This is a genomic window from Pseudooceanicola sp. NS-SX8, assembly GCF_057380755.1.
In genome coordinates this window covers 1,313,046-1,338,814 of the sequence record NZ_CM170819.1, presented here as the reverse complement: position 1 = coordinate 1,338,814, position 25,769 = coordinate 1,313,046, and the positions used below count along the sequence as shown (strand labels likewise).

Sequence of the window (25,769 nt, the reverse complement as noted above, 5' to 3'; positions counted from 1 at the left end):
CTGGCCCCCGGCTGCACCCGGGCCATCCCGCCCCTTTGGGCACAGACGGAGGGATGCGCATGATCTTCCTCGAAAAACGACCGCAACCCTCCCGGACGCTGTCCTATTTCACCCCGATCCTCGCCGTGGTGATCACCATGATCGCGGGCGGCCTGCTCTTTGCCATCCTGGGCAAGGATCCGGTGCTGGCGATCAAGACGATCTTCTGGGATCCGCTGTTCGGCGAATTCTCCTTCTACTACCGGCCACAGCTTCTGGTGAAGGGCGGGCCGCTGATCCTGATCGCGCTCGGCCTGTCGCTGGGCTTCAAGGCCGGGATCTGGAACATCGGGGCCGAAGGGCAGTACATCATGGGCGCCATCGCCGGTGCCGGTGTGGCCCTGGCCTTCTACCCGCTGGATGCCTGGTACATCTTCCCGCTGATGATCCTGGCCGGCGCCCTTGGCGGGCTGGCCTGGGCGATGATCCCGGCCCTGCTGAAGGTGAAATTCGGCACGAACGAGATCCTGGTCTCCCTCATGCTGGTCTACGTGGCCGAGAATTTCCTCTCCTCCATGGCCATCGGCCTGATGAAGAACCCCGAAGGCTTCGGCTTCCCCGGCTCGCGGAACCTCAAGCAGTATCCGGCGGCCCATAACGCCGACATCATCGAGGGCACGGGCATGCACTGGGGGGTGGCGGCGGCCTTCATCGCCGCGATCCTGGCCTATATCCTGCTCAACCGGCACCTGCTGGGCTTCCAGATCCGCCTGACGGGCGAGGCGCCGCGCGCGGCGAAGTTCTCCGGCGTGAAACCGGCGCGCCTGGTGCTCTTCTGCATGGGCACGGCGGGGGCGCTGGCGGGCCTTGCCGGCATGTTCGAGGTCTCCGGCCCTTCCGGCCAGATCACCACCGGCTTCTCCGTCGGCTACGGCTTCACCGCGATCATCGTGGCCTTCCTCGGGCGGCTGCATCCGCTGGGCATCGTCCTGGCGGGCCTGCTGATGGCGCTGACCTATGTCGGCGGCTCGGCGGCGCAATCGGCCATGGGCCTTCCGGCGGCGGCGATCCAGGCCTTCCAGGGGATGCTGCTGTTCTTCCTGCTGGCCGTCGATGTGCTCACCAACTACCGTATCCGCATTACCCTGGGGGAGGCCGCCTGATGGATGTCTCGGCTATCAATCCGGTCCTGCTGATCGCGTCCCTCATGGTCGCTTCCACCGCCGTCATGCTGGCGGCGATCGGGGAACTCATCGTGGAAAAGGCGGGGGTGCTGAACCTCGGCGTCGAGGGGATGATGATCACCGGCGCGATCTGCGGCTTCATCGTCGCGGTCAACACCGGCTCGCCCTTCCTGGGCTTCATCGCGGCGGCGGCGGGGGGCGCGGTGCTGTCGCTGCTCTTTGCCGTGCTGACCCAGTTCGCCCTGGCCAACCAGGTGGCCTCGGGCCTGGCGCTGACGCTCTTCGGGCTCGGCCTCTCCGCGCTGATGGGGCAGAAATACGTGGGCATCAAGCCGCCCTCCTCGCCCAGGCTGGACCTGCCCGTGCTGTCGGACCTGCCGGTGCTGGGGCGGATCCTGTTCAGCCATGACGCCATGGTCTACGTGGGCCTGGCGCTGGTCGCGGCCACATGGGCCTTCCTCAAGTACACCCGGGCCGGGCTGATCCTGAAGGCCGTGGGCGAAAACCACGACGCGGCCCATGCGCTCGGCTACAAGGTCATCCGCATCCGGATCATGGCCATCCTCTTCGGCGGGGCCTGCGCGGGCCTGGGCGGCGCCTACATCAGCCTGATCCGCGTCCCGCAATGGACCGAGGGCATGACCGGCGGCACCGGCTGGATCGCCCTGGCCCTGGTGGTCTTCGCCAGCTGGAAACCCTGGCGCGTGCTGCTGGGGGCCTACCTCTTCGGGGGCGTCACCGTGCTGCAGCTGAACCTGCAGGCGGCGGGGGTTGCGATTCCCGCGGAATACCTTTCCATGTCCCCGTACCTGATCACCATCGTCGTGCTGGTCATCATGAGTTTCGACCGCAGCGGGGCCCCCGCCTCGCTGGGTCGCACCTTCCATGCCTCGCAGTGAGGCCTGGCAACATCGCGCCCCCGAAGGGGCTCAACCAATACCAAAAGTGGGAGATTGAGATGCTTCTGAAGAAACGGACGTTCCTGAAAGGCGCCGCCGGCGCCATGGCCCTGACCGCCCTCAGCGCCGGCGCGGCCCTGGCCGAGGACAAGATCAAGGTCGGCTTCGTCTACGTCGGCCCCGTCACCGATGGCGGCTGGTCCCAGCACCACCATGAATCCGCCATGCAGATGGTCGAGGAACTGGGCGCCGACAAGGTCGAACTGATCGAGCAGGAAAACGTCGCCGAAGGCCCCGAGGCCGAACAGGCGATGACCCAGATGGCCCTGCAGGGCGCCGACATCATCTTCTCCACCTCCTTCGGCTACATGGATCCGACCCTGGCCGTGGCAGAGAAATTCCCGAACGTGAAGTTCGAACATGCCACCGGCTACAAGACCGCGCCGAACATGTCCGCCTACTCCGCCCGCTTCTACGAAGGCCGCGCGGTCGAAGGCGTGATCGCCGGTCACATGACCAAGTCGAACATTATCGGCTACATCGCCGCCGTGCCGATCCCCGAAGTGGTCCGTGGCATCAACTCCGCCTACATCCACGCCAAGAAGGTGAACCCCGACGTGGAGTTCAAGATCATCTGGCTGATGGAATGGATGAACCCCGCCAAGGAAGCCGACGCCGCCAAGACCCTGATCGACCAGGGCGCCGACGTGCTGATCCAGCACACCGATTCCACCGCGCCGCTGGCCGCCGCGAAGGAAGCCGGCAACGTCATCGGCTTCGGCCAGGCGGGCGACATGGCGGAATATGCCCCCTCCCCCCGCGTGTCCTCGATCATCGACAACTGGGCGCCCTACTACGTCTCCCGCGTGAAGGCGGTCATGGACGGCACCTGGGAATCCCACAACGTCTGGGAAGGCATCGGTGACGGCATGGTCGGCATCGGCGAGATCACCGAGGCGGTCCCCGCAGAGGTCAAGGCCGAAGCCCTGGAACTGAAGGACAAGCTGGCCTCCGGCGAATACCACGCCTTCACCGGCCCGATCAAAAAGCAGGACGGCTCCGACTGGCTGGCCGAAGGCGAAACCGCCGATGACGGCACCCTGGCCGGCATGATGTTCTACGTCGAAGGCCTGGAAGGCTCCGTTCCCCAATAATCGCGGGCCCAAATAATCGCGGGCCCTCAGCAATCGCGGGCCGCAGCAAGCAGGCACAGCGGGGTTCCCCCGCCTCCCTGCACCAAGACAGCGCCCCGGCGGAGTGATCCGCCGGGGCGTTTTCCTTCCGCGCCCTTGGCCCTCCCCAAGCACGCCCACAGCGATCACGGGCCCCTCCGCGTCTTGCCGTCGCTCTGCGGGGTCGCGCGCCCCGGGCGGTGGATTGGCATCCACCCTACAAGGGCGCAGCCAGCCTCTCCGCCGTAGGGTGGATGCCAATCCACCAACGCCCCACCCAAACCACGCACCTCCCCCACGACAAAGGGCGCACCCGGTCTCCCATCGCGCGCCCTTCCCATTTTCTGGCCCGAAATATCCCCGCCGGAGGCATCGGCCGCAGGCCGATACCCTGCGCGCCCCGCCGGCAAGCCCCAACGTGAGCCGTAGGGTGGATGCCAATCCACCAAACCCACCCCCCAACCACGCCCCCCCCACGACAAAGGGCGCGCCCGGTCTCCCGTCACGCGCCCTTCCCATTTTCTGGCCCGAAATATCCCCGCCGGAGGCATCGGCCGCAGGCCGATACCCTGCACGTCCCGCCGGCAAGCCCCAACGTGAGCCGTAGGGTGGATGCCAATCCACCATACCCCCCCCAACCACGCACCTCCCCCACGACAAAGGGCGCGCCCGGTCTCCCGTCGCGCGCCCTTCCCATTTTCTGGCCCGAAATATCCCCGCCGGAGGCATCGGCCGCAGGCCGATACCCTGCGCGTCCCCCCGGAAGGCCCCAACGTCAGGCCCCAACGTCAGGCCCCGGCCGGGTTCCCGTCAGCCCCCTCTTACCCGTCCACGCGGATCTTCGCGTTGCTCGGATCATAGGGGCTGTCCTCGACGATCTCGGCGTCCCACAGCTGGTCGAACATCTTGACCTTCAGCTTCTGCCCCACCACGGCCAGGTCCGGACTGACATAGCCCATGCCGATGGACTTCCCGAAGGCCACCGAATAGCCGCCGGAGGTCAGGCGCCCCACCTTCTTGCCATCGACGTAAAGCGCCTCGCGGCCCCAGGGATCGGCATCCTCCGGCCCGTCGATCAGCACCGTGACGCATTTGGCGCGGATGCCTTTCGCGACCATGGCGTCCTTGCCGTAGAATTCCTTCGACAGGTCGATGAAGCGGGGCAGATCGGCCTCCGCCGGGGTCGCATCGCGGCCCAGCTCGGTGCCGAAGGCGCGGTAGCTCTTCTCCTGCCGCAGCCAGTTCTGCGCCCGGGCGCCCACCAGCTTCAGGCCGAATTCCTCGCCCGCCTCGACCAGCCGGTCCCACAGGTGGTTCTGCATCTCGATCGGGTGGTGCAGTTCCCAGCCCAGCTCGCCGGTATAGGCCACGCGGATGGCCGTCACCGGTACCATGCCCAGTTCCACGTTGCGCGCCGACAGCCAGGGGAAGCGCTTGTTCGACAGCGCCGTTTCCGGATCGGCATCGCGGATCAGCTTCTTCAGCAGATCACGCGACTTCGGCCCGGCCACGGCGAAGACGCCGTACTGGGTCGTGACATCGGAGATCACCACGCTCTTGCCGGTGCTGGCGCAGAAATCCTCGGCTGCCTTGATCAGGTAGTCCTGGTCATAGGCCGCCCAGGCCCCGGCGGAGACGAGGTAGTAGTCGTTCTCGGCCATGCGCACGATGGTGTACTCGGTCCGGGTGGTGCCTGCAGAGGTCAGCGCATAGGTCAGGTTGATGCGGCCCACCTTGGGCAGCTTGTTGCAGGTGAACCAGTCCAGGAACTCGGTCGCGCCTGCGCCCCGCACCGAATGCTTGGTGAAGGCGGTGGCATCGACCAGGCCCACGCCCTCGCGGATGGCCTTCGCCTCCTCGACGGCATATTGCCACCAGCCGCCGCGCCGGAAGGAGCGCGCCGCGTGATCGTCGAAGCCTTCGGGGGCGTAGTAGTTCGGGCGTTCCCAGCCGTTCACATGGCCGAACTGCGCGCCCGCGGCCTTCTGCCGGTCATAGGCCGGCGAGGTCCGCAGCGGGCGACCCGCCTCGCGCTCCTCGTCGGGGTGGTGCAGGATGAAGACGTGCTCGTAGGCTTCCTCGTTCTTGGCCACGGCATATTCGCTGGTCATCCAGTTGCCGTAGCGCTTGGGATCCAGCGACGCCATGTCGATCTCCGCCTCGCCCTCGACCATCATCTGCGCCAGGTAATAGCCCGTGCCGCCGGCGGCGGTGATGCCGAAGCTGAAACCCTCGGCCAGCCACATGTTGCGCAGCCCCGGCGCGGGGCCGACCAGCGGGTTGCCATCGGGGGTGTAGCAGATGGGCCCGTTGAAATCGTCCTTCAGCCCCACGGTTTCGGAGGAGGGCAGACGATGGATCATCGACATGTACTCTTCCTCGATCCGCTCCAGATCCAGCGGGAAGAGATCGGCGCGGAAGCTGTCGGGCACGCCGAACCGGAATCGCGCGGGCGCATTGCGCTCATAGGGGCCCAGGATCCAGCCGCCGCGCTCCTCGCGCACGTACCACTTGGCATCGGCATCGCGCAGCACCGGGTGCTCGGCCCCGCCGTTCTTGCGGAACTCGACCAGCGCCGGATCGGGCTCGGTCACGATGAACTGGTGCTCCACCGGGATCGCCGGGGTCTTGATGCCCAGCAGTTTCGCGGTGCGCTGCGCATGGTTGCCGGTGGCGGTGACGACATGCTCTGCAGTGATGACGATCTGCTCGTCGGAGGTCACCAGGTTGCCGCCCTTCTCCACCATCTTCGTGCAGGTCACCTCCCAGGCCTCACCGGTCCAGTGGTAGCCGTCCACCTGCCACTTCCGCTCGATCATCACGCCGCGCTGACGGGCGCCCTTGGCCATCGCCATGGTGACGTCGGCAGGGTTGATGTAGCCATCGGTGGGGTGGAAGATCGCGCCCTTCAGCCCCTCCACGTTGACCAGCGGCCAGCGCTCCTTGATCTGCGCGGGCGTCATCCACTCGTAGGGCACCTCCGCCGTCTCCGCCGTGGTGGCATAGACCATGTACTCGTCCATCCGCGCCTGGGTCTGCGCCATGCGCAGGTTGCCGACGATGGAGAAGCCCGCGTTCAGCCCCGTCTCGGCCTCCAGGGTCTTGTAGAACTCGACGGAGTACTTGTGGATATGCGTGGTGGCATAGCTCATGTTGAACAGCGGCAGCAGCCCCGCCGCATGCCAGGTGGAGCCGGAGGTCAGCTCATCGCGTTCCAGCAGCATGACATCCTGCCAGCCGGCCTTCGCCAGGTGATAGGCAATGGAGGTGCCGACGGCACCACCACCGACGACGAGAGCTTTGACTTGGGTTTTCATTCGCGCGTTTCCCTGCAGTGCGACCTTGGGCGGTTTCCGCCAGCTTTAGCAGTTGCGGCAAATCGCGATGGGTCCAGCCGACGCAACATCGCGCAATTGCGACCTCCGGCCCGCCGGAGCGATTTTTTGCGACACCCCGCCCCCCTCCCGACCCTTTCCCCAGCCCCTGCGGAAAGATCATGAGCCCGAAACATGGGCACCCGGCACTTCGCGCATAGCCTCGCCGCAGAGCGGAAACGGCGCCGCATCGCGGAAAAAACGTGACGTTGCCGCGCAACGGAAGGTCCCTTTTGGCCTGTCAACACGGGGGATGACCCTATATCAACTCCGGGGAGAAGGAGGGCCGCGCACGAATCTTGCGGCCCATTTGATCAAGGGAGTGATCGCCGATGAAGGTGCTGGTGCCTGTCAAACGCGTGATCGATTACAACGTGAAAGTCCGCGTGAAGGCGGATGGCACGGGTGTCGATCTTGCCAACGTAAAGATGTCGATGAACCCCTTCGACGAGATCGCCGTGGAAGAGGCGATCCGGCTGAAGGAAAAGGGCGTCGCGACCGAGGTGGTCGCCGTCTCCATCGGCGTGAAACAGGCGCAGGAAACCCTGCGCACCGCGCTGGCCATGGGCGCCGACCGGGCCATCCTGATCGTCGCCGCCGATGACGTCCATACCGACATCGAACCGCTGACCGTCGCCAAGCTGCTGAAAGGCGTGGTCGAGGCCGAAGAGCCCCAGCTGGTCATCGCCGGCAAGCAGGCCATCGACAACGACATGAACGCCACCGGCCAGATGCTCTCCGCCCTGCTCGGCTGGTCCCAGGCCACCTTCGCCGGCGAAGTTGCCGTCGAAGGCGATGCCGCACAGGTCACCCGCGAGGTCGATGGCGGGTTGCAGACCATCTCGGTCAAGCTGCCCGCGGTCGTCACCGCCGACCTGCGCCTCAACGAGCCGCGCTATGCCTCCCTGCCCAACATCATGAAGGCAAAGAAGAAACCGCTGGAGGAAAAGACCCCCGCGGATTACGGCGTCGACCCGGCGCCGCGGCTGCAGGTCGTCAAGACCTCCGAACCGGCCACCCGCCAGGCGGGCGAAATGGTCGGCTCCGTGGATGAGCTGGTGGCGAAACTGAAAGAGAAGGGGATCGTCTGATGGCCGTACTTCTGCTTGCCGAAATCACCGACGGGGCGCTTGGCCTCGACGCCACCGCCAAGGCCGTGACCGCCGCCACCAAGCTGGGCGACGTGACCGTGCTCTGCGTCGGCGAAAAGGCCGCCGATGCCGGTGCCGAAGCCGCCAAGATCGCCGGCGTTGCCAAGGTGCTGGTGGCCGAGGATGCGCTCTACGGCCACCGCCTGGCGGAGCCGGTCTCTGCCCTGGTGGCCGCCCTTGGTGCCGATTACGACCACATCGTCGCCCCCGCCACCACGGATGCCAAGAACATCCTGCCGCGCGTCGCGGCCCTGCTGGACGTGATGATCCTGTCGGACGTCACCGCCGTGGTCGATGCGGACACCTTCGAGCGTCCGATCTACGCCGGCAACGCCATCCAGACGGTGAAATCGCTGGATGCGAAGAAGGTGATCACCTTCCGCACCTCGACCTTCGACGCGGCCGGTGACGGCGGCGCGGCTGCGGTCGACAACGTGGCGGCGGGCGAGGATCCGGCCCTGTCGAGCTGGGTCGAAGACAAGGTCGCGACCTCGGACCGGCCGGAGCTGACCTCCGCCGGCATCGTCGTCTCGGGCGGTCGCGGCGTGGGTTCCGAAGAGGACTTCGCGCTGATCGAGCAGCTGGCGGACAAGCTGGGTGCGGCCGTGGGGGCCTCGCGCGCGGCGGTCGATTCGGGCTTTGCGCCGAACGACTGGCAGGTGGGCCAGACCGGCAAGGTCGTGGCACCGGAGCTCTACGTGGCCGTCGGCATCTCCGGCGCGATCCAGCACCTTGCGGGGATGAAGGATTCCAAGGTGATCGTGGCGATCAACAAGGACGAGGAAGCGCCGATCTTCCAGGTGGCCGACTACGGCCTGGTCGCGGACCTCTTCGAGGCCGTGCCGGAGCTGATCGGGAAGCTGTGACCGGGATGGTGGGGTAAACCCCACCCTACGCCGGGAACGGTGGATTGGCATCCACCCTACGGATATCGGAAGGGCCCGTGCAATGCGCGGGCCCTTTTGCTTTTGAAAGGGGTGGAGGGGGCTCCGCCCCCGCCTGCGGCTCCCCCGGAGTATTGTCGGCGCAGTGAAAGAGCGGGGCGGGGCGACTGCCCCCTACCCCGCATTTGGGCCCTGCATCCCCCCGTTTCGGACCGTCGCGATACCGCTGTGATACCGACGTAATACCGACGTTAAGTTCGCGCCTTTTCAGACACTTCGCAAAAGAACCGCGTATTGGGAATACCGGGGTTTCCGGGCCCTCTTTCCGCCCCTTCGGATCAGGCGGCGGCGCGCAGATCCTGCACCAGGGGCACGCCGCAGGCCTGCGACATCGCCTGCATGTAGGCCTCGACCGGGGCCGGGTAGCGCAGGCCCTCGACCACGGTCAGGGAGCGCAGCAGCGGGAAGAGAAGGATATCCCCGATCGAGGGCGCGGCGGGGTCCGGCAGCAGCGCCACCAGCTGGTCCAGCGCGGTTTCCATCTCTCCGATCAGGCTGTCGGTGCGGGACTTAAGCTCCTGAAAATCCCCGAAGACCGCTGTCTTCTTCGCGGTGAAATAGGCCCTGGCGGAGGCCGTCTCGAACTCCGGGTAGACCGGGTCGGGGGTGCGGGGGATCACCAGGTCGTTCAGCACGCCGCCCCAGCGGTTGATCCATTCGACAAGCGCCGGATCCGGCTCGCCCCCGAAGAGCTGCGGCCCCGACAGCGCGTCGAGCTTGGCCACCACATCAAGGCTTTCGCCCATGTAGCCTTCCTCATCCTCAAGGATGGGCAGCATCTTGGCCCCGATCATGCCGATCGGCGTCTCCTCGTCATCATTGGCCTGGTACAGCACCTCCGCCGGGATCGATTTCAGACCCAGCGGCATCCGCGCCCGAACGCAAAACGGGCAGTGATCATAAACGTGGAGTTTCATGGGGATAGCCTCTTTTCCTGTTCGGCCTCAACCTAGCATCCGAGGCAGGAATGGAAAGTGCGGGCCCCGGCGCTGCCCACCCTCTCGCGGCTACAGCCTTACGATCATGATCTGGTGCCATGCCAAGGTCCCATCCCGGTAATGAAACTCGTTGAACATCCGGGCCCGGTCAGCCCCCCGCATCAACAGGAACTTCCCCTTGTCGGTATTGATGATCTTCCAGCCGCGTGCCCGAAGGAAACTCATGACCGGCGCCAGTTCCATATCCGCCACGCAGCCGGCACCGGCGCGCGGGCTTCCCCCCGGGCTGGATTTCGACGGCTTGTCGACGATGGCCCCGGAGAACGACAGGCTTACCGGCTTGCCCAACCCGTTGATGAAGCTGCCAAGATCAATGTCGAACCGGGCCGCGTCCGGGTCTCCGCCCGGCTCGTGAAGCCCTGCGGCATGCAGGGCGCCGCGGTCTATGTCCTGTCCGCGCAGCGCGCGTTCGCACTGGGTCAGGAAGGCCTGCAGCGCGGTTTCGAACCTGGGCCGCGACGCCTCCTCGGCCGCGGCACGGTTTTCCCTGACCTCGCTGACCGGGACACACCCCGAGACCGCGTTGAGGATGGCAACCACCACCGCCGGCATGATGAGTTTGAAACCTGGCATTGCATCCTCCTCGTCAGGCGTCACGCCCGCCGGATCACGCACGCCGGGCCATTACCCGATTACTTTGGTCAACTATTCCCTCCCCACGCAACGCCCGCGTATGGATTACCCTTGGGGCGTGGTCAAAAGGAAACACCCGGGCCTTTCGGCCCGGGTGTCCTGGATCCTTGATCGGGTGGCTGAACGCCTTGCCTCACTCCTGCGGGATGACCCGCAGGTTCAGTTCCATCAGCTGCTCTGCCAGGGGTTCGGACGGGGCGGCCATCATCAGGTCTTCGGCGCGCTGGTTCATCGGGAACAGGATGACCTCACGAATGTTCTGCTCCTCCGCCAGCAGCATGACGATACGGTCGATCCCGGCCGCGCAGCCGCCGTGGGGCGGGGCGCCGTACTGGAAGGCGTTGACCATGCCGCCGAAACGCTTGGTGACCTCTTCGGGGCCGTAGCCCGCCAGTTCGAAGGCCTTGAACATGATCTCCGGCTTGTGGTTCCGGATCGCACCGGAGACCAGCTCGTAACCGTTGCAGGCCAGGTCGTACTGGAAGCCCTTGACCTCCAGCGGGTCGCCTTCCAGCGCCTCCATGCCACCCTGGGGCATGGAGAAGGGGTTGTGTTCGAAGTCCAGCTTGCCGGTTTCCGGATCCTGTTCGTAGATCGGGAAATCGACGATCCAGGCAAAGGCGAAGCGGTTGGGGTCCGTCAGGCCCAGCTCTTCGCCGATCACGGTGCGGGCCTTGCCGGCAACCGCCTGGAACTGCTTGGGTTTGCCGCCCAGGAAGAAGGCCGCGTCACCGACGCCCAGGCCCAGCTGCTGACGGATCGCCTCGGTCCGTTCCGGGCCGATGTTCTTGGCCAGGGGGCCTGCGGCCTCCATGCCGTTGCCCTGGTCACGCCAGAAGATGTAGCCCATGCCCGGCAGGCCTTCCTTCTGCGCGAAGGAGTTCATGCGGTCGCAGAACTTGCGCGACCCGCCCTTCGGCGCGGGAATGGCGCGGATCTCGGTGCCCTCCTGCTCCAGCAGCTTGGCGAAGATGGCAAAGCCGGAGCCGGCGAAATGCTCGGACACGACCTGCATCTTGATCGGGTTGCGCAGGTCGGGCTTGTCGGTGCCGTACCACAGCGCCGAGTCGGCATAGGAGATCTGCGGCCAGTCCTGCGGCGCATCGACCTTCTTGCCACCGCCGAATTCCTCGAACACACCCGCCAGCACCGGCGAGATCGTGTCGAAGACGTCCTGCTGGGTGACGAAGGACATCTCCATGTCCAGCTGGTAGAAGTCGGTGGGCGAGCGGTCGGCGCGCGGGTCCTCATCACGGAAGCAGGGCGCGATCTGGAAGTACTTGTCGAAGCCCGAGACCATCAGCAGCTGCTTGAACTGCTGCGGCGCCTGGGGCAGCGCGTAGAACTTGCCCGGGTGCAGGCGCGAGGGCACCAGGAAGTCGCGTGCACCTTCGGGCGAAGAGGCGGTGATGATCGGCGTCTGGTACTCGCGGAACCCCTTGTCCCACATGCGGCGACGGATCGAGCTGACAACGTCGGACCGCATGGTCATGTTGCGCTGCATGACATCGCGGCGCAGGTCCAGGTAGCGATAGCGCAGGCGGGTTTCCTCGGGGTATTCCTGATCGCCGAAGACCATCAGCGGCAGTTCCTTGGAAGCGCCCAGAACCTCGATGTCGCGGATGAAGACCTCGATCTCGCCGGTGGGCAGCTTGGGGTTCACCAGGCTCGCGTCACGGGCCTTCACCTCGCCGTCGATGCGGATGCACCATTCCGAACGGACCTTTTCGACCTCGGCAAAGGCCGTGCTGTCGGGGTCGCACAGGACCTGGGTCACGCCGTAGTGGTCGCGCAGGTCGATGAAGAGGATGCCACCGTGATCTCGCACCCGGTGAACCCAGCCGGAGAGGCGGACGGTGTCGCCCACGTTGGCCTTGGTCAGGTCGGCGCAGGTGTGGCTGCGGTAGGAATGCATCGGTTGGTCCTCTTTCGTCATACGGGCGGAATCCGGGCGCGCGGGGGCGCCGGGAAGGGCTTGCGCCGGTTCACACGGAAGCGCGCGGAAAGTCAAGGGAGACAGGGCGGCAGCGGCTGCACTGGCACCGCCCGATCCCGATCACGCCCCCGCATCACACTGGCATCCCTCCGGCGCGCCGCCTGCCCGGTGCCAGGTGATCGCAGCGAGCCGGGAAACGGGCCTCGGCGCGGCCGGAAGATCTGCCAAGGTGACCGGAGCGCCCCTGGAAAAGCGCCGAAAAATTACGCCGCAACTTTGTATCAACCGTGTTAAGATCCGTTCGGACGTTGTCGCGGGCCGGGAAAATTCACCGGAAAACAGGCCTAACCCCCTCAAAACCGCACAACTTCCGGGCAGAAAGGGGCCCTCGCACTCCGATTAGGCAATCCTTGTGCAATCATACACATTGCCCCCGCATCCATGCGATTTACATGTATTGTTAACTTCTGCCATTGTGATCAGGCGACGGGTAGCCGCCCTTCTGCGGCCTCTCCCCCCTCCCGTCAGCCCTAGACTGTGAAGGCCCTTTCGAGGGAGATATGCCATGTGGGATTCATTACTCAATTCGTTCCTCGACCGGGCCATCCGGAAGGGACGCCTCAACGTAACTTATACTGACGGCACCGAGCGCAGCTTCGGTGGTGGGCCCGGCGGCCCCGAGGTTTCGGTCATCCTGAAGGACCCCGACCTGCCGAAGAAGATGATCACCGACATCGAACTGGCCTTTTGCGAGGCCTACATGGATGGCGGGCTCGAAATCGGTGACGACGACATCTACGGGATCATCACCCTAGCCATGGTGAACCTGCGCAGCGAAGACGCGGTGCGCGGCAAGGTTCACAAGGCGGTCGAAAGCTCCCGCAAGATGCTGCGGCGCCTGGCGCAGTTCAACCCGGTCGGCAAGGCCCAGGAAAACGTCGCCCACCACTACGACCTGTCCGGAGAACTCTACGATCTCTTCCTCGATGAGGACCGGCAGTATTCCTGCGCCTACTGGCCCCGGCTGGACATGACCCTGGAAGAGGCGCAACTGGCCAAGAAACGCCACATCGCCAACAAGCTGCTGCTGAAGCCGGGGATGAAGGTGCTCGACATCGGCTGCGGCTGGGGCGGCATGGCTCTGACGCTGGCCAAGGAATACGGCGCGCAGGTCGTGGGCGTCACCCTGTCGAAGGAACAGCACGCCATCGCCGTGCAGCGGGTCAAGGACGAGGGCCTGGAAGGCCAGGTCGAAATCCGCCTGCAGGACTATCGCCACGTCGATGAAACCTTCGACCGGATCGTGTCCGTCGGCATGTTCGAACACGTGGGTGTGCCGCATTACCGCGAATACTTCCGCCACGTGAAGAAGTTCCTGGCCAAGGACGGCGTCGCGCTGATCCACACCATCGGCCGGTCCGATCCGCCGGGCACCACGGCGGCCTTCATCACCAAGTACATCTTCCCCGGTGGCTACGTGCCCGCCATGTCGGAAGCCATGGCCGCGGTGGAAAAGGAACGCCTCGTCGCCACGGATGTGGAGGTCTGGCGCCTGCACTACGCCGAAACGCTGAAGCACTGGTACGACCGTTTCATGGAAAACGTCGACAAGGCGGAGGAGCTTTACGATGCGCGCTTCGTGCGGATGTGGCGGCTCTACCTGATCGCCTGCGAGTTGACCTTCCGCATGAACGACCAGGTGGTGTTCCAGTTCCAGCTGGCCCGGGATCAGGAAGCCGTTCCGCTGACCCGCGACTACCTCTATCGCGACCCGGCCCGGTCCGAGCTGCTGGATGCGCCGCTCGACCAGCCGGTCACCGCAGAAGAGGCCCCTGTCCGCGCGGCGGAGTGATCTGTCGCCTCAATCTGCCGGGCCCCTCTGTCGGGCCCCTCTGTCGGGCCCCGAAATGCACGCGGAATGCACGGCGCTTCCCCTCCCCGGGGATGCGCCGTTTCCTTTGCCGCCTCCCTGCCCCCCGGCCCCTCCCGCCCGGCACTGCAAAGCGGACTTTGCGCGCATCTCATCGCCGGAGCCGCCGAAGAGGGGTTGAACCCCAACGCGCGCTGACTATAACGCAGACAATTTTGCGCAGGGATCAGGCCCTGCGCTGTACCGCTGTCACGAGGTCCCTCCCATGCCGAAAAGAACCGATATCAACTCCATCATGATCATCGGCGCGGGGCCCATCATCATCGGGCAGGCCTGCGAGTTCGACTATTCCGGCGCACAGGCCTGCAAGGCGCTGCGCGAGGAAGGCTACCGGGTCATCCTGGTGAACTCCAACCCCGCGACGATCATGACCGATCCGCACATGGCCGATGCCACCTACATCGAGCCGATCACCCCAGAGGTCGTCGCCAAGATCATCGAGAAGGAGCGCCCCGACGCGCTGCTGCCCACCATGGGCGGGCAGACCGGCCTGAACACTGCGCTGGCCCTCGATGACGCTGGCGTGCTTGCGAAATTCAACGTCGAACTGATCGGCGCGAACCGTGACGCCATCGAAATGGCGGAAGACCGGAAGCTGTTCCGCGAAGCGATGGATCGGATCGGCCTGGAAAACCCCAAGGCCGACATCATCACCGCGCCGAAGCTGGAAAACGGCAAGCGCGACATCGCGGCGGGCCTGAAATCCGCGATGGAAACCCTTGAGCACATCGGCCTGCCCGCGATCATCCGCCCCGCCTTCACCCTGGGCGGCACCGGCGGCGGCGTGGCCTACAACCGCGACGACTACGAATACTACTGCCGGTCCGGCATGGAGGCCTCTCCCGTGGGGCAGATCCTCGTCGACGAATCCCTCCTCGGCTGGAAGGAATTCGAGATGGAGGTCGTCCGCGACAAGGCCGACAACGCCATCATCGTCTGCTCGATCGAAAACGTGGACCCGATGGGCGTGCACACCGGCGATTCGATGACGGTCGCCCCCGCCCTGACCCTGACCGACAAGGAATACCAGGCGATGCGCGCGGCCTCGATCGCCGTGCTGCGCGAAATCGGCGTGGAAACCGGCGGGTCCAACGTGCAGTGGGCCGTGAACCCCGAAGACGGCCGCATGGTCGTGATCGAGATGAACCCGCGCGTCTCGCGCTCCTCCGCGCTGGCGTCGAAGGCAACCGGCTTCCCGATCGCCAAGATCGCCGCGAAGCTGGCCGTGGGCTACACCCTGGATGAGCTGGACAACGACATCACCAAGGTCACGCCCGCCTCCTTCGAGCCGACCATCGACTACGTCGTCACCAAGATCCCGCGCTTCGCCTTCGAGAAGTTCCCCGGCTCCAAGCCCGAACTGACCACCGCCATGAAGTCGGTGGGCGAAGTCATGGCCATCGGCCGGACCTTCCACGAATCGCTGCAAAAGGCGCTGGCCTCGATGGAAACCGGCCTCACCGGGCTGGACGAGATCGAGATCGAGGGCGTCTCCGCCGATGGCGCCGCCGCCGACGTGGACCGTGCCGCCATCGTGAAGGCGCTGTCGCACAAGACCCCCGACCGGATCCGCGTGATCGCCCAGGCGATGCGTCACGGCCTGTCGGATGACGAAATCCAGGCCGTCACCGCCTTCGATCCCTGGTTCCTGGCCCGCCTGCGGGAAATCATCCAGGCAGAGGCCGAGGTCACCATGAACGGCCTGCCCGTCACCGAAGACGGGTTGCGCAAGCTGAAGATGCTGGGCTTCTCCGATGCCCGCCTGGCCAAGCTCTCGGCCCGGGACGAAGACCAGGTGCGCCGGGCGCGGCACAACCTCGGCGTCAATGCCGTGTTCAAGCGCATCGATACCTGCGCCGCCGAATTCGAAGCCCAGACCCCCTACATGTACTCCACCTACGAAACGCCCATGATGGGCGAGGTGGAGGACGAGGCGCGTCCCTCCGACAAGAAGAAGGTCGTCATCCTCGGCGGTGGCCCCAACCGGATCGGCCAGGGGATCGAGTTCGACTACTGCTGCTGCCATGCCTGCTTCAGCCTGACCGACGCGGGCTATGAAACCGTCATGGTCAACTGCAACCCGGAGACCGTGTCGACCGACTACGACACCTCGGACCGGCTCTACTTCGAACCGCTGACCTTCGAACACGTGATGGAGATCCTGCGGGTCGAACAATCCAACGGCAGCCTGCACGGCGTGATCGTGCAGTTCGGCGGCCAGACGCCGCTGAAACTGGCCAATGCGCTGGAAGAGGCCGGGATCCCGATCCTGGGCACCACCCCCGACGCCATCGACCTGGCCGAGGACCGCGAGCGGTTCCAGGACCTGGTGAACCGCCTCTACCTGAAGCAGCCGAAGAACGCGATCGCCCACTCCGACGAGGAAGCCCTCGCCCTGGCAGAGGAAATCGGCTTCCCGCTGGTCATCCGCCCCTCCTACGTGCTGGGCGGCCGCGCGATGGAAATCGTGCGGGAGATGGAAGGGCTGAAGCGCTACATCCGTGACGCCGTCGTCGTCTCCGGCGACAGCCCCGTCCTGCTGGACAGCTACCTCTCCGGCGCGGTCGAGGTCGATGTCGACGCGCTCTGCGATGGCGAAGACGTCCACGTGGCGGGTATCATGCAGCATATCGAGGAAGCTGGCGTCCACTCCGGCGACAGCGCCTGCTCGCTGCCGCCCTACTCGCTCTCGGCCGAGGTGATCGAGGAGCTGAAGCGCCAGTCCCGTGCCCTGGCACTGGAACTGGGCGTCGTCGGCCTGATGAACGTGCAGTTCGCGGTGAAGAAGGAAGACGGCAAGGATGTCATCTACCTAATCGAGGTGAACCCGCGTGCCTCCCGGACCGTGCCCTTCGTCGCCAAGGCCGTGAACAGCCCGATCGCCTCCATCGCCGCGCGTGTCATGGCGGGCGAGAAGCTCTCCACCTTCGACCTGGTCGACCCGCAGATCGACGGTTACGCCGTCAAGGAAGCCGTCCTGCCCTTCGCCCGCTTCCCGGGCGTCGACACCCTGCTCGGGCCGGAAATGCGCTCCACCGGCGAGGTGATGGGCTATGATCCCGTGTCCTTCCCCCGCGCCTTCCTGAAGGCCCAGATGGGCGCCGGCACCCATCTGCCGACCGAAGGCCGCGTCTTCATCTCCATCCGTGACACCGACAAGGACGCGGACATGCTGGAGGCGGCGAAATTGCTCGCAGGCATGGGCTTCGGCCTGGTCGGGACCCGCGGCACGGCGGCCTGGCTCTCCGACGCGGGGCTCAGCTGCGAAACGGTGAACAAGGTCTACGAAGGTCGCCCGAACATCGTGGATCAGCTGAAGGACGGCGCCATCGCGTTGGTCCTGAACACCACCGAGGGCGCACAGTCCGTCTCCGACTCGCGTGAAATCCGCTCGGTCGCGCTCTATGACAAGATCCCGTACTTCACCACCGCCGCCGGCGCCAAAGCCGCCGTCCGCGCGATGAAGGCCCGCGAGGAAGGCGAGATCGAAGTCATGGCGCTGCAGGAAGGATGACCGCCGCCGTCTTCCTCCGCACCGCGAAACTCCTCGCGGCTGGCAGCGCGCTCCTTGCGCTTTCGGGCTGCGGCGTCCCGCTGGTGCCCTTCGTCTGACGGGTGGCCGGGCAAAAGTGCCCGGCCCACTGCCTACAATCAGGCTTCGACCTCTGCTGACACATCATGGCGTAGCGGTTTTCGTTGAAATAGTCGGCCATTCTTGTGAAGATCGCTTCCGGAGAAGTCCAAGCGAGTGACTGCAATGCCGGCCGACGAAAAGATCGCCGATGCAATCTTCAAGGCGATCCAAAACCAATCCGATCTGATAACGACCCTATCGCTTGCGATCATCGGGGCACTGATGGCGCTTGTCGTCCAGGTACGGATGCATAATGCGGCACGGGCTGCAGGAGCGACCCGCCTGTACCTTGGCGGGAACGGGTGGCTTATTCTAGCACTGCTCTCCGCGATCGCCGCGCTTGTCCTCGGTTATCTCCTGAACGGGCAATTGGTAACCGTTTCGGCGGCGCTCTATTCATTCGCCTTTCAATCCGACGACGGCGCCATGCAGCAATTGAAGCGCAGCCCTCAGGGCAGTGGCTTCAAAGCACTGCAGTGCTTTGCAGGGCTTCAGTTCCTGACCTGCCTGCTGGCCGCGATTTTCGGGGCGATTTTTGCCATCTCAAATTGGAGGCGCGCATGACGGATATTTCCCGTCGCCACAGTCTAATGACTATTGCCTCCGGGCTGCTTGTGCTTGGGCCATTGCGACCGGCGACAGCACAATCGCTCAGGTCAACGGAGCCGGATGAGATCCTCACCTATGTACGGCGTGTCGTGCTTGAGGACCCCGTCTGGCAGGCCCCGGGCGCCCTTCGGCGCTATACCGATCTGGCCTGGATCTTCTATAGCCTGCGCCTTGCCTACCCCGACAATTTTGCGCCAACGCTGGAACAGCCGGCTGACTTCAGCTTGTATTCTAATGCCCTGGTCAGCACCCTAAGTAACCAGGACAAGGCATTCACCCTGCTGTCCGAGCAGGTCGAGAAAAGCTCGGAAACCTTGCACGGTCAGATCACCGCCGCAGAAGAAGAGACCCAGGTTGTCTTGGAGGTCTGCGAAAGCGTCGGCATTGCGCCCCCTCTCACCGTAGATCTGATCACCGCCCAAGCAATTCTTGGCGTCGGGATACTGGCGAATGAGGATCTGCAGTCGAAGCCTTGCTGGATCCCATTCCCCTTCGGCTTTCTCTGCTGAGGCTGACCTCGGCCATCGGTGATCTTCGGCCTCCGACAGCCTTGCCCCCCGCCCCCGACCCGGCCTATCTACCGCCATGGCCAAGCTCTATTTCAACTACTCCACCATGAACGCGGGCAAGTCGACGATCCTGCTGCAGGCGTCCCACAATTACCGGGAACGCGGCATGGACACCTACCTGCTGACCGCGCAGTTCGACAACCGCGCGGGCGAGGGACGCATCGGGTCGCGCATCGGTATCGGCGCAGAGGCAGACACCTTCGCCGAGGCCGACGATCTCTTTGCCAGGATCGAGGCGCGCAAGGCCGCCGGTGCCATCGCCTGCGTCTTCATCGACGAGGCGCAGTTCCTGACCCGCGACCAGGTCTGGCAACTGGCCCGCGTCGTCGACGACCTGCGCGTGCCCGTCATGTGCTACGGCCTGCGCGTCGATTTCCGGGGGGAACTCTTCCCCGGCTCCGCCGCCCTGCTGGCCCTGGCCGACGAAATGCGCGAGGTGCGCACCATCTGCCATTGCGGCAAGAAGGCCACCATGGTCGTGCGCCGGGGCGCCGATGGCCGCGCCGCCCACGAAGGCGCCCAGATCCAGATCGGTGGGAACGAGACCTACGTTTCGCTCTGTCGGCGTCACTGGCGGGAAGAAATGGGCGACAGCGCGCCCTGATCTCGCCAGGTCTGCCTCCCAAACCGGCCCCCACGAACCTGCCCCCGCCTTCCCTCGCCGGGATCCCACGGGGCCAGATGCGGCAGTCGCCCCCGACACGCCACACGGCCCCGTTGACCCCGTGCCACCAAGCTGCTTTGCAGGATCCGGGGCCTTCACGGGGCCTGCACGGGGACCAAACGGAGGCGCAGATGACCGTCATTCGACATATCCTCATCCTCGCGGGGCTGCTCCTGCTGGCGGCCTGCTCTGTCCGCCCCGGTCCCGAGGTGCTGACACCCCATCTCGACCTCGCGCAAAGCGCCCCCGCAACCGTGCGCATCTATGCCGCGACGAACCGCGCGCTTGCGGGGGAATTCACCGGCCTGCCGGCCTTTGCCACCTCCTATCGCTACTACGACATCTCGGTCCCGCCGGGGGCAGATGGCGTCGCCCTGCCCTATCCCGGTGCAGACCCGGATCCGGCCAAGGATTTCGTCGTGCTGGACAGTGGCGTGCTCGACCGGGCGGCCTTCCTCTCCGCCACCCGCAGCGCCGCCGGAAAGGATGAAATCGGCCTCTACGTCCACGGCTACAACACCCGCTTCCAGGAGGCGCTCTTCCGCGTGGCACAGATCTCCGCCGGGGGCGTGACGACGGCGCCGGTGCTCTTCTCCTGGCCCTCCATGGGCAAGCCGCTGGACTACGAGGCAGACCGGCAGGCGGCGCTTTATTCCCGCGATGCCCTGGCCCGGCTGGTGGCGGATCTTTCGGCCACCGCCAGAGGCGGCCCCCGGCGGGTCCTGCTCTTCGGGCATTCCATGGGCGGCTTCCTGACCGTGGAGGCGCTGCGCACGCTGAAACTTTCGGGACGGCAAGACGTGCTGGACCGGTTGGCGGTGGTGCTGGCGGCGCCCGACATCGACGTTTTCGTCTTCGCCGAGCAGATGAAGGCCATCGGCCCGATGAAGACCCCCATGGTGATCCTGACATCGACCGACGACCGGGCCCTTGCCCTGTCGTCCCGGCTGGCCGGCGACCGGCCCCGCGTCGGCGCCCTGCCCGCCTCCTCCCCCATGGTGGCGGAGGCCGCCCGGCGCGGCAACGTGCAGATCATCGACATCTCGGCGGTGCAGGCCGATCCCCTGCGCCACCAGCGCTACATCAGCCTGGCCCAGCTCTACACCCGGCAGGCCGCGGCCCTGCCGGAACTGCACCTGCCCGGCGCCTATGTCTTCGACGCCCTGTCGCGCTCTCTCATCGTGCCCTGAGTCAAATGCCCCGGGGCCTGCACCCCGGGGCATTCTGCAGTCGACCCGGTGACCCGCGCCCCTACAGGGCCGCGCCAAGGTCATGTCAGCGTCGCGTCAGTTCAGCTTGTTGGGGCAGTCCTCGCCGTCGAAGAAGGCGCGCAGGTTCTCCACCGCCATCAGGCCCATCTCCTCCCGCACGTCCAGGCAGGCGGTGCCCAGATGGGGCAACAGCACGCTGCGCGGATGCGCCAGAAGCGCCTCGGGCACGTCAGGCTCATGCTCGTAGACGTCCAGCCCGGCGCCTGCGATCTCCGCCGCGTCCAGCGCTGCCACCAGCGCCGCCTCGTCGACGATATCGCCCCGGGCGATGTTGATCAGCAGGCCCTGCGGCCCAAGCGCCTTCAGCACCGGCGCGTCGATCAGGTGATGGGTCTCCGGCGTGGCAGGCGCGGCCACCACCAGGATATCCGCCCAGTCGGCCAGTTCCTTCAGGCTGTCATGGCGGGTCGCCGGGAAATCCGTCTCCTTGGCGGAGCGGTTGAAATAGCCGATCTCCATGTCAAAGCCGAAATGGCAGCGCTTGGCGATCGCCTGCCCGATGCGGCCCATCCCGGCAATGCCCAGCTTGCGCCCCGTCACATGGGTGCCCAGCATCTGGGTCGGGTGCCAGCCCTGCCAGTTGCCCGAACGCACCAGCCGCTCCGCCTCTCCGGCGCGGCGGCAGGTCATCAGGATCAGCGTCATCGCGACATCCGCCGTGGCATCGGTCACCGCGCCGGGCGTGTTGGTCACGGTCACCCCATGGGCCCGGCAGGCCTCGGTATCGATGTGGTTGAAGCCCACACCGAAGTTGGCCAGCACCCGGCAGCGCGGCCGCCCGAAATCCTGCAGCAGATCGGCCGTCACCTGGTCACCCAGGGTGATCATCATGCCGTCGTAGACCGCCAGCCCGGCCCGCAGCTCCGCCGCGGACATGGGCAGGTTGCTCTGCCGCACCTCGACCTCGAACAGGTTCGACGCGGCCTCGATCGTTCCCGGCGGCATCGGCCGGGTCAGCAGTACTCTTTTCATCAATGCATCCTTTGCCCGGGGGTCACGTCCTGATCAGGCGCCAGAAGCACGATTCCCCCCTCGTCATCCGACACGCCCAGGGTCAGCACCTCGGACATGAAGGGCCCGATCTGGCGCGGCGGAAAGTTCACCACCGCCATCACCATGCGCCCCACCAGCCCCTCGGGCGTGTAATGCGCAGTGATCTGGGCGCTCGTCTTCTTCTCCCCGATCTCGGGGCCGAAATCGATCCACAGCTTGATCGCCGGCTTGCGCGCCTCGGGGAAGGGTTCGGCGCGGACAACACGGCCCGCCCGGATATCGACCTTCAGGAAGTCGTCGAAACTGATCGGATCAGCCATTGGCCAGCTCCCGCCCGCGGTCGGCGGCGGCCTTCACCGCCTTCTTCAGCAGCGGCGGGAAGCCGGTCTCGGGATCCATCAGCACCTCCAGCGCCGCCTGGGTGGTGCCATTGGGGCTGGTCACGTTCACCCGCAGCTGCGCCGGGTCTTCCTCGGCATCCTCCGCCAGCGCGCCCGCGCCCGCGACGGTGGCCTTGGCCAGCTGCATCGACAGCTCCGGCGACAGGCCCTGCGCCTCGCCTGCAGCGGCCAGCGTCTCGATCAGGTGGAAGACATAGGCCGGGCCGGAGCCGGACACGCCGGTCACCGCATCAATTTGGCCCTCGTCCTCCAGCCGCACCACCTGGCCCACGGCCGACAGCAGCGCCTCGGCCAGGTCCAGGTCCTGGGCGGTGGCATGGCCGTTGCCGATGATCGCGGTAATGCCCCGGCCCACGGCGGCGGGCGTATTGGGCATGGCCCGGATCACCGGGCTTTCGGCACCGAAGGCGGCCTCATAGGCGGCGATCGGCGTGCCTGCGGCCACGGAAAGGTATAGGGTAGAGGAATTGCCATAGGCCTGCAGCCCCGGCAGGGCCTCGCCCATCATCTGCGGCTTCACCGCGATCAGCGCCACGGCGGGCGCCTCGGGCATGCCGTCGTTCACGTGGACCCCGGTGGACAGCAGCCAGTCGGAGGGGCGCGGATCCAGCACCCAGACCGAGGTTGCCGGCAGACCGTTCTTCAGCCAGCCCGCCAGCATCGCGGATCCCATCTTGCCGCATCCAAGCAGCACCAGGCCCTTCTCGGCCACCTTGTCGAGTGTCATGTCTCAGCCCCCTCGGCTCTTCGTCTTCGCGTCGGGGGCAAGTGTTACGCCCGGCCGTAGGCCTCTGCAATGGCGACCTCCAGCGCGGCCTTGGGGGAACGCCCGCCCCAGACATTCAGCTGGAATGCAGGGTAATAACGCTCCGCAGAAAGCACGGCTGCCGAAATCAGGGTCGAGATCTGCTCGGCGCTCGCCATCTGCTCCCCGGTCAGCAGCAGGCCGTAGCGATAGACCATCAGCTGCTGTTCGGCCCAGAAGGTGAAGGCGCCGGCCCAGCACTGGTCGTTCACGTGGTTCAGCAACTCGTAAAGGCCCGGCAGGGCCTCCGCCGGGGGTTCCATCTCGAAGGTGCAGACCAGGCGCAGGGTTTCGTCGTAGGCGGACCAGGCAAGGGTGACGGAATAGGTTCGCCATTGGCCTTCCACGGCCATCGCGATCTGATCGTCGCCGATGCGGTCGAAATCCCAGGCGTGATGTTCGGCCAGGGTTTCAACGATGTCGATGGGATGCAGTTCTTCGGAAATGAAGGATTCGGACAGTGCCATGACGCCACCTCTTATGTGTGTAGCGGATGGGGCTGGCAGCGCCCCAAGCGCTAGGTGCCTGCTCTAGGAAAGGCAAATGTTTTCGCCTTCCATACAAGATATGGTGGTGCCGCTGCGGATTTCTGTAAAGCCAAAATCTGGGGAAAAGCACAATTAGTTGGGGGTAACCCGTAGGGTTCCCACGAAATATGAACGTAGAGAGACGGAAAACCACGGAATTTGCCGTGCCTGCGGCCTTCCGGGCAGTGCCTGTCAGGTAAGCGTTTTGTGACAGCCGCCCGGAAAGGGCCCTGTTCGGCCCGGCGGGCGGGCCGGCGCCCGCCCCGCGTCAGGAAGAGAAGTTGATCGGCAGGGTGAAGCTCAGCGTCTGGCCCTGCAGCTCCTTCGGTGCCTTGGGGAACCGCCCCGCGCGCTGCACCGCTTCGATGGCCGCACGGTCGAAGCGGTCCTCGCCGGAGCTGCGCACGACCCGCACATTCAGCAGGTTGCCACCGCTGTCGACGGAGACGCTGATCGTGACCTGGCCCGACCGGCCCCGCATCCCGTTGGGGAAACGCTTGCGCCGTTCGATACGGGCCCGGATCTGGCTGCCCCAGACGTTCTTCAGCTGCGCCTCGCGTGCACCGCCGTCGCTGCTGACCTTGGCGGTGCCACCACCGCCCGCCTGGCTGCCACCACCCGTGCCGGCGGCCCGCTGCGTGACCCCGCCATTGCCCCCGGCGATCGCCTTCTGGGTCCGGTCCGCGGGCCGGGCCTCAGGCTCGGGCTTGGCCTCCGGTTCCGGCGCGGGCGGGGGTGCGGGCGGGGCGCGATCCACCTTCGGCGCCAGGTCCTCGGGCCGTTCCATCGGGCGCAGGCTGGCCACCGGCGACATGTCCGGCGCCGTATCGCTCGTCACTTCCGGCGGCAGCTCGGCCACCTCCGGCTGCGGCTCCGGCTGCATCTCCGGGATTTCCTGCGGGACGTCCTCCGGCGCGCGGGGCGGCGGCGGAACCTCCAGGTCGAAACTCGGCACCGTCACCGTGTCGGCAGAGGCCTCCGCCACGTCCAGGGAGGGCATCGCAGGCGCGGGGGCCTCCTCGATCACCGGCGGCGTCGGGGCCTCCACGACCTCCGGCTGCACCGGCTCCTGCGCTTCGGGATCCACCACCGCATCGGGCGGGGTTTCCCAGGCACGTACCATCGCCTCCATGCCCTCGGGCGCGCCCTGCAGCGTCACCAGGGCCTCGCCCCCTGCCCCCCCGGCAGAGGCACCGGAGGCCGGCAGGCGGATCGCCAGGGTCAGGTGGATCCCGACGGCCAGGGCCACGAAGGCCAGAAGTTCCAGCAGACGCTTCATTGCGGCGCCACCACCAGCGCGACCTTCGACAGGCCCGCCTCCGTCAGCGCCTTCATGGTGCGTGCCACCACGGCGGCCTCGGTCCCGGCATCGGCGCGCAGCTGCGGCGCCTCGGCACCGGGGGCGGCCTTGGCACGGGCGGCAAAGGCGGCAATAGCGGCCTCGCCCCGGACCTCTTCGAACCCGGCCTCGCCCTTGGCCGACAGGTAGAGCACCGGCGTCTCGGCGGCCTCCGCGCCCTGTTCGGCCCTGGGCGGCTCCACCGTGAAGGGTTCCGGCGGCGCCAGACGGGAGGTCATCAGGAAGAAGATCAGCAGCAGGAAGACCACGTTGATCATCGGCACGATGCTCTCGCCCTTGGGGCGTCGCGGCGGCGGGGTGAAGGACATGCTCAGATGCGGCTTTGCCATCGGCTCACTCCACCAGGACCAGGTTGGTCAGCCCGGCCGCCCGCAGCCGCCCGGCCACGTCGACCAGCCGTTGCAGGGTGGCGCCCTCCTGCCCGCGCAGGATCACCGTGTCCTCCGGGGTCGCCGTCAGGGCCTGCACGGCAGCGGCCAGCCCAGCGGGATCCTGCGCCACACCGTTCAGCTGCACACCCTCTGGCAGCACATCCACCAACCGCGGCGGCCCGGAATAGCCCGATCCGCCCCCCTGGGAGGCAAGCGGCAGGGGCATCACCTCATCCATGCCGAAACGGGAGGCGAGCATGAAGAAGACCAGCAGCAGGAAGACCACGTCGATCATCGGGGTGAGCGACGGCTTCCGGCGGGGGCGCGGTGTCAGGTCGAGAAAGGACATTGGCGTCGGGTCCGGC

The 25,769-nt window shown here is 66.1% G+C and carries 22 protein-coding genes; 11 read left to right on the top strand and 11 right to left on the bottom strand.

Annotated elements, in window-relative coordinates:
* Positions 1–59 precede the first annotated feature (59 nt).
* Genes AC2IR1_RS06190 through AC2IR1_RS06180 form a run of 3 tightly spaced genes read left to right on the top strand, consistent with a single transcriptional unit; the run spans position 60 to position 3,216 of the window.
* Positions 60–1,142, top strand: coding sequence for an ABC transporter permease (locus tag AC2IR1_RS06190; RefSeq protein ID WP_486475411.1), 1,083 nt, complete (start codon positions 60–62; stop codon positions 1,140–1,142).
* Positions 1,142–2,062: an ABC transporter permease gene (locus tag AC2IR1_RS06185; RefSeq protein ID WP_486475410.1), complete on the top strand. Its 921-nt coding sequence runs from the start codon at positions 1,142–1,144 to the stop codon at positions 2,060–2,062. Before AC2IR1_RS06190 ends, AC2IR1_RS06185 begins: the two co-directional genes overlap by 1 nt.
* Before the next feature lie 59 nt (positions 2,063–2,121).
* Positions 2,122–3,216, top strand: a complete 1,095-nt coding sequence (locus tag AC2IR1_RS06180; RefSeq protein WP_486475409.1) for a BMP family ABC transporter substrate-binding protein — start codon at positions 2,122–2,124, stop codon at positions 3,214–3,216.
* A gap of 839 nt (positions 3,217–4,055) precedes the next feature.
* Here AC2IR1_RS06180 and AC2IR1_RS06175 read toward each other — a convergent pair.
* Positions 4,056–6,551, bottom strand: a complete 2,496-nt coding sequence (locus AC2IR1_RS06175; protein WP_486475408.1) for a GcvT family protein — start codon at positions 6,549–6,551, stop codon at positions 4,056–4,058.
* A gap of 389 nt (positions 6,552–6,940) precedes the next feature.
* On the opposite strand from AC2IR1_RS06175, the gene AC2IR1_RS06170 reads away from it, so the two are divergent.
* Together AC2IR1_RS06170 and AC2IR1_RS06165 are read left to right on the top strand one after the other, a co-directional pair.
* On the top strand, positions 6,941–7,699 hold the full coding sequence (locus AC2IR1_RS06170) for an electron transfer flavoprotein subunit beta/FixA family protein (RefSeq protein WP_486475407.1): 759 nt from the start codon (positions 6,941–6,943) through the stop codon (positions 7,697–7,699).
* On the top strand, positions 7,699–8,625 hold the full coding sequence (locus AC2IR1_RS06165) for an electron transfer flavoprotein subunit alpha/FixB family protein (RefSeq protein WP_486473402.1): 927 nt from the start codon (positions 7,699–7,701) through the stop codon (positions 8,623–8,625). Before AC2IR1_RS06170 ends, AC2IR1_RS06165 begins: the two co-directional genes overlap by 1 nt.
* 356 nt (positions 8,626–8,981) lie before the next feature.
* Here AC2IR1_RS06165 and grxB read toward each other — a convergent pair whose 3' ends face one another.
* From grxB to aspS, 3 genes are all read right to left on the bottom strand, one after another.
* The gene (gene grxB / locus AC2IR1_RS06160) at positions 8,982–9,620 is read right to left on the bottom strand and encodes a glutaredoxin 2 (protein WP_486475406.1); all 639 of its coding nucleotides are present in this window, start codon (positions 9,618–9,620) and stop codon (positions 8,982–8,984) included.
* Between the two features lie 90 nt (positions 9,621–9,710).
* Positions 9,711–10,316 (bottom strand): hypothetical protein, encoded by a 606-nt coding sequence (locus tag AC2IR1_RS06155; RefSeq protein WP_486475405.1) that lies wholly within the window; start codon positions 10,314–10,316, stop codon positions 9,711–9,713.
* Between the two features lie 151 nt (positions 10,317–10,467).
* The gene (gene aspS, locus AC2IR1_RS06150) at positions 10,468–12,249 is read right to left on the bottom strand and encodes an aspartate--tRNA ligase (protein WP_486475404.1); all 1,782 of its coding nucleotides are present in this window, start codon (positions 12,247–12,249) and stop codon (positions 10,468–10,470) included.
* A 586-nt stretch (positions 12,250–12,835) separates the two neighbouring features.
* Between aspS and AC2IR1_RS06145 the strand changes: the two genes are divergently transcribed.
* The 6 genes from AC2IR1_RS06145 to AC2IR1_RS06120 all read left to right on the top strand — a co-directional run bounded on the left by AC2IR1_RS06145 (position 12,836) and on the right by AC2IR1_RS06120 (position 20,866).
* Positions 12,836–14,122, top strand: a complete 1,287-nt coding sequence (locus AC2IR1_RS06145) for a class I SAM-dependent methyltransferase (protein WP_486475403.1) — start codon at positions 12,836–12,838, stop codon at positions 14,120–14,122.
* 283 nt (positions 14,123–14,405) lie between these two features.
* Positions 14,406–17,714 carry a carbamoyl-phosphate synthase large subunit gene (gene carB / locus AC2IR1_RS06140; RefSeq protein WP_486475402.1) on the top strand — a complete coding sequence of 1,103 codons (3,309 nt, stop codon included), beginning with the start codon at positions 14,406–14,408 and terminating at the stop codon, positions 17,712–17,714.
* Positions 17,715–17,957: 243 nt separating this feature from the next.
* Positions 17,958–18,398, top strand: coding sequence for a hypothetical protein (locus tag AC2IR1_RS06135; protein ID WP_486475401.1), 441 nt, complete (start codon positions 17,958–17,960; stop codon positions 18,396–18,398).
* Positions 18,395–18,952 (top strand): hypothetical protein, encoded by a 558-nt coding sequence (locus tag AC2IR1_RS06130; protein WP_486475400.1) that lies wholly within the window; start codon positions 18,395–18,397, stop codon positions 18,950–18,952. Before AC2IR1_RS06135 ends, AC2IR1_RS06130 begins: the two co-directional genes overlap by 4 nt.
* Positions 18,953–19,028: 76 nt before the next feature.
* Entirely contained in the window at positions 19,029–19,616 is a 588-nt protein-coding gene (locus AC2IR1_RS06125) for a thymidine kinase (protein WP_486475399.1), read from the top strand.
* A gap of 191 nt (positions 19,617–19,807) precedes the next feature.
* Positions 19,808–20,866, top strand: a complete 1,059-nt coding sequence (locus AC2IR1_RS06120) for an alpha/beta hydrolase (RefSeq protein WP_486475398.1) — start codon at positions 19,808–19,810, stop codon at positions 20,864–20,866.
* A 96-nt stretch (positions 20,867–20,962) separates the two neighbouring features.
* Here AC2IR1_RS06120 and AC2IR1_RS06115 read toward each other — a convergent pair whose 3' ends face one another.
* The 7 genes from AC2IR1_RS06115 to AC2IR1_RS06085 all read right to left on the bottom strand — a co-directional run bounded on the left by AC2IR1_RS06115 (position 20,963) and on the right by AC2IR1_RS06085 (position 25,753).
* On the bottom strand, positions 20,963–21,919 hold the full coding sequence (locus AC2IR1_RS06115; protein WP_486475397.1) for a 2-hydroxyacid dehydrogenase: 957 nt from the start codon (positions 21,917–21,919) through the stop codon (positions 20,963–20,965).
* The gene (locus AC2IR1_RS06110; protein ID WP_486475396.1) at positions 21,919–22,260 is read right to left on the bottom strand and encodes a tRNA-binding protein; all 342 of its coding nucleotides are present in this window, start codon (positions 22,258–22,260) and stop codon (positions 21,919–21,921) included. Before AC2IR1_RS06110 ends, AC2IR1_RS06115 begins: the two co-directional genes overlap by 1 nt.
* Positions 22,253–23,068, bottom strand: coding sequence for a pyrroline-5-carboxylate reductase (gene proC, locus AC2IR1_RS06105; protein ID WP_486475395.1), 816 nt, complete (start codon positions 23,066–23,068; stop codon positions 22,253–22,255). The genes AC2IR1_RS06110 and proC overlap by 8 nt, the downstream gene beginning before the upstream one ends.
* Before the next feature lie 44 nt (positions 23,069–23,112).
* On the bottom strand, positions 23,113–23,613 hold the full coding sequence (locus AC2IR1_RS06100; protein WP_486475394.1) for a type III secretion system chaperone family protein: 501 nt from the start codon (positions 23,611–23,613) through the stop codon (positions 23,113–23,115).
* Positions 23,614–23,941: 328 nt separating this feature from the next.
* Positions 23,942–24,952: an energy transducer TonB gene (locus AC2IR1_RS06095; protein WP_486475393.1), complete on the bottom strand. Its 1,011-nt coding sequence runs from the start codon at positions 24,950–24,952 to the stop codon at positions 23,942–23,944.
* Entirely contained in the window at positions 24,949–25,362 is a 414-nt protein-coding gene (locus AC2IR1_RS06090) for an ExbD/TolR family protein (RefSeq protein WP_486475392.1), read from the bottom strand. The genes AC2IR1_RS06095 and AC2IR1_RS06090 overlap by 4 nt, the downstream gene beginning before the upstream one ends.
* 4 nt (positions 25,363–25,366) lie before the next feature.
* On the bottom strand, positions 25,367–25,753 hold the full coding sequence (locus AC2IR1_RS06085) for an ExbD/TolR family protein (RefSeq protein WP_486475391.1): 387 nt from the start codon (positions 25,751–25,753) through the stop codon (positions 25,367–25,369).
* Positions 25,754–25,769 lie beyond the last annotated feature (16 nt).

Excerpts from the sequence above, each read along its gene's own strand:
- AC2IR1_RS06115 (WP_486475397.1), bottom strand. The coding sequence starts at position 21,919 with ATGAAAAGAGTACTGCTGACCCGGCCGATGCCGCCGGGAACGATCGAG.
- AC2IR1_RS06130 (WP_486475400.1), top strand. The coding sequence starts at position 18,395 with ATGACGGATATTTCCCGTCGCCACAGTCTAATGACTATTGCCTCCGGG.
- AC2IR1_RS06175 (WP_486475408.1), bottom strand. The coding sequence starts at position 6,551 with ATGAAAACCCAAGTCAAAGCTCTCGTCGTCGGTGGTGGTGCCGTCGGC.
- AC2IR1_RS06085 (WP_486475391.1), bottom strand. The coding sequence starts at position 25,753 with ATGTCCTTTCTCGACCTGACACCGCGCCCCCGCCGGAAGCCGTCGCTC.
- AC2IR1_RS06135 (WP_486475401.1), top strand. The coding sequence starts at position 17,958 with ATGCCGGCCGACGAAAAGATCGCCGATGCAATCTTCAAGGCGATCCAA.
- AC2IR1_RS06180 (WP_486475409.1), top strand. The coding sequence starts at position 2,122 with ATGCTTCTGAAGAAACGGACGTTCCTGAAAGGCGCCGCCGGCGCCATG.
- AC2IR1_RS06110 (WP_486475396.1), bottom strand. The coding sequence starts at position 22,260 with ATGGCTGATCCGATCAGTTTCGACGACTTCCTGAAGGTCGATATCCGG.
- AC2IR1_RS06125 (WP_486475399.1), top strand. The coding sequence starts at position 19,029 with ATGGCCAAGCTCTATTTCAACTACTCCACCATGAACGCGGGCAAGTCG.
- AC2IR1_RS06120 (WP_486475398.1), top strand. The coding sequence starts at position 19,808 with ATGACCGTCATTCGACATATCCTCATCCTCGCGGGGCTGCTCCTGCTG.
- aspS (WP_486475404.1), bottom strand. The coding sequence starts at position 12,249 with ATGCATTCCTACCGCAGCCACACCTGCGCCGACCTGACCAAGGCCAAC.
- AC2IR1_RS06145 (WP_486475403.1), top strand. The coding sequence starts at position 12,836 with ATGTGGGATTCATTACTCAATTCGTTCCTCGACCGGGCCATCCGGAAG.
- AC2IR1_RS06185 (WP_486475410.1), top strand. The coding sequence starts at position 1,142 with ATGGATGTCTCGGCTATCAATCCGGTCCTGCTGATCGCGTCCCTCATG.
- AC2IR1_RS06165 (WP_486473402.1), top strand. The coding sequence starts at position 7,699 with ATGGCCGTACTTCTGCTTGCCGAAATCACCGACGGGGCGCTTGGCCTC.
- AC2IR1_RS06170 (WP_486475407.1), top strand. The coding sequence starts at position 6,941 with ATGAAGGTGCTGGTGCCTGTCAAACGCGTGATCGATTACAACGTGAAA.
- carB (WP_486475402.1), top strand. The coding sequence starts at position 14,406 with ATGCCGAAAAGAACCGATATCAACTCCATCATGATCATCGGCGCGGGG.
- grxB (WP_486475406.1), bottom strand. The coding sequence starts at position 9,620 with ATGAAACTCCACGTTTATGATCACTGCCCGTTTTGCGTTCGGGCGCGG.
- AC2IR1_RS06095 (WP_486475393.1), bottom strand. The coding sequence starts at position 24,952 with ATGAAGCGTCTGCTGGAACTTCTGGCCTTCGTGGCCCTGGCCGTCGGG.
- AC2IR1_RS06100 (WP_486475394.1), bottom strand. The coding sequence starts at position 23,613 with ATGGCACTGTCCGAATCCTTCATTTCCGAAGAACTGCATCCCATCGAC.
- proC (WP_486475395.1), bottom strand. The coding sequence starts at position 23,068 with ATGACACTCGACAAGGTGGCCGAGAAGGGCCTGGTGCTGCTTGGATGC.
- AC2IR1_RS06090 (WP_486475392.1), bottom strand. The coding sequence starts at position 25,362 with ATGGCAAAGCCGCATCTGAGCATGTCCTTCACCCCGCCGCCGCGACGC.
- AC2IR1_RS06190 (WP_486475411.1), top strand. The coding sequence starts at position 60 with ATGATCTTCCTCGAAAAACGACCGCAACCCTCCCGGACGCTGTCCTAT.